This window comes from Streptosporangium sp. G11, from assembly GCF_051192615.1.
Taxonomy (GTDB): Bacteria; Actinomycetota; Actinomycetes; order Streptosporangiales; family Streptosporangiaceae; genus Streptosporangium.
On the sequence record NZ_JBPJUQ010000228.1, the window covers coordinates 1 to 2,818 of the forward strand.

At 65.8% G+C, this 2,818-nt stretch carries 2 protein-coding genes; one reads left to right on the forward strand and one right to left on the reverse strand.

Annotated elements, in window-relative coordinates:
- Positions 1-493 (reverse strand): hypothetical protein (locus ACSDR0_RS50015; protein WP_435296030.1); only part of this gene is annotated, 493 nt, incomplete at its 3' end.
- A gap of 612 nt (positions 494-1,105) precedes the next feature.
- On the opposite strand from ACSDR0_RS50015, the gene ACSDR0_RS50020 reads away from it, so the two are divergent.
- Positions 1,106-2,533, forward strand: coding sequence for an IS1380 family transposase (locus tag ACSDR0_RS50020; protein ID WP_435296031.1), 1,428 nt, complete (start codon positions 1,106-1,108; stop codon positions 2,531-2,533).
- Positions 2,534-2,818 lie beyond the last annotated feature (285 nt).

Consider the following 2,818-nt stretch of genomic DNA (forward strand, 5'->3'; position numbering starts at 1 on the left):
CCGCCGACGACAAGCCCAAGCTCGACGCTCCCACTACCGAAGACGCGGCCACACCACCCTCTAAACGCCGTTGCAGTGAGCCATTTTCATCCTGTCTCCGCAGGTCAGAGGCATGTATCTCCGCTGCCGACTTCCTCACCTGTGCCCGAGGATTCCGGCGGAGCATCACCACACTTCGGATGTGAGCCGCATCGACGCTGGTCAGAGTTCGCTGCGAAAGAGGTTGAAAAGGGCTCAGTGTCGGGGAAAGATCTTTATGAAGACTTCTGTCTAACCTTGGGCTTTCACCACGAATTTCGCGGATCTTGATCGTTTGCAAGAGGAAGGCACGTTTGAGCTGGAAGGATGACCTTGTCGAGAGTCCTGTCCATGCCAGTTCAGAAGGCACTCTTCGCGTGAAATCAGCGCCTCCCACCGCAAGATCACCGCATCCGCCGACGGTGTGAGTGGCTTCAGTCTGGGCGGCATCGGTCGAGTCTCGCTGATCGCGCACACATGGAATTGTCGGCGTTCGATCCGGTTGGTGCGAGCCTGAGGCATGATGTGCAACGTGCCGCCCATGCAAGCAGATCGTTCCAGGATGGCGTTAGGTGTGTTCGGCGGAGCTCTCGCCTTGATACTCGCTTTCGGCATCGCTCTGATGGGAGGCTGGGCCCTCTGATCACCGACGACTGGCACGCCGGAGGCGAGTGACATGCCCAGCGTCCCTTCGGACGCAGCCGAGCCGGAATGGATCTCTGCTAGAGAGCGCACCATTTTCCTGGCAACGTTGAGTGCCGTCGATCCGCAGCTCGTAGTCGATCAAGAAAGCGCGGTGCACTACGGCATCGCCACGTGTCTGGACATCCGGGAGGGTGCCGGACGACGGCGCGCCAGGACTAGTGGAGAAACGGGTGCGCTTCCGGTTCGGGCGCGGAGGCGTCGACGTTAGCCAGAGTCAAGCACAGAAGATCGTGAAGGCCGTCAATGTGTGGTGCCGCTAGAGAGCCGGCTGTTGCCCGGCACCCCACGCATGATCAGCTTGCCTAGCCGTGATGATCAGCCTCGCGGTGAATTTCGCGTAAGTTGATCATCTACATGAGAAAGGTGCTTCCGAGCTGCGAGGATGGGGCTTGTCCAAGGTCCTGTCCGCGCCAGATCGAGAAGCGCTTTCCACGTGAAGACTACCGCCTCCCACCGCACCATCACCGCCTCTGCCGACGGCACCGGGCTGCTCTCCCACGCGGGCGCCCTGCTGCTCTTGCATACGCTGCGTGTCACCGGCCTGGACCGGGTTCTGTCCGCGCAGCTGGAGCGCTGGCGGCCTGAGCGCGCGGTGCACGACCCCGGCAAGATCGTGGCCGACCTGGCCGTCAGCCTTGCCCTGGGCGGGAACTGCCTGGCCGACATCGCCGTGCTACGTGCCCAGCCCGACCTTTTCGGCCCGGTGGCCTCCGATCCGACCGTCTCCCGGCTGATCGACCGGCTCGCCCGCGATGAGGACAAAGCGCTCAAGGCGCTGCGCGCGGCGCGGGCCCTGGCCCGCGAACGCGCCTGGGACCTGGCCGCAACACGGGCGCCGGGCAGTGACGGCGAGCCAATCCCGCTCGACCTCGACGCCACCGTCGTCATCGCTCACTCCGACAAACAGCACGCCGCACCGATCTGGAAACACACCTTCGGCTTCCACCCGATGACGGTCTTCGCCGACCACGGCCCGCAAGGATCCGGTGAACCACTGGCCATCCTGCTCAGGGCGGGCAACGCCGGCTCCAACACCGCCGCCGACCACATCGAGGCCACCCGCCTGGCGCTGGCCCAACTGCCCAAGCACCGCCGGCGCCAGGTGCTGATCCGCACCGACTCCGGCGGTGGCACCCACGAGTTCCTCACCTGGCTCACCAAACCCGGCCGCCGCTTGTCGTACTCGATCGGGTTCACCCTCACCGAGCAGGTGCGCCAAGCCGTGCTGCGCCTGCCCAAGACCGCGTGGACACCCGCCTACGACGCCGACCGGCAGGTGCGGCCCGGCGCCTGGGTCGCCGAACTCACCAGCCTGCTGGAGTTGCCCGGCTGGCCGAAAGGAATGCGCGTCATCGCCCGCAAGGAGCGTCCGCATCCCGGCGCCCAGCTGCGCTTCACCGACATCGACGGCAACTGCGTCACCTGCTTCGTCACCAACGCCAAGCAAGGTCAGCTCGCCGACCTGGAACTACGCCACCGCCGCCGCGCCCGCGCCGAAGACCGCATCCGCTGCGCCAAGGACACCGGCCTGGCCAACCTGCCGCTGCACCACTTCGCCCGCAACCAGATCTGGTGCGAACTCGTCGCCCTGGCCTGCGAACTCCTCGCCTGGATGCAGCTGCTGGCCCTGCCCGGCACCGCCGCCCAGACCTACGAGCCCAAACGACTGCGGCTACGCCTGTTCACGGTGGCCGGACGACTGGCACGCGGTGGCCGCCGTCTGCGCCTGCGCATAGCCGCAAGATGGCCCTGGGCCCGCGACATCCTCACCGCCCTGGCCCGCCTGCAAGCCCTGCCGGCCCCGACCTGAGCCACAGCCTGTCCCTGCGACCACGAAAGGGAAACATCCGCGGGCCCGTGGAACCCCGCCCACCCGACGCGACAGCCGGGCCAGCATGCTGACCACAGCACGCAATTCAACCTTCAGCCGAACCGCTCAGCCGACCACACCTTGATCACGAAAGATCGAGGTTAGTGCCAGGGTCTAAGGCCCGGCGCTCGGGTCCATGCCACTGGGCGCAAAGACATCCCAGGAGCTTAGGTGTCAAGCGGCGAGGGGTTGGGTGCGGTGTGACCAGGCGGTTGCTTCGTCGTA

Coding starts and splice junctions, on each gene's coding strand:
- ACSDR0_RS50020 (WP_435296031.1), top strand. CDS start 1,106: ATGGGGCTTGTCCAAGGTCCTGTCCGCGCCAGATCGAGAAGCGCTTTC.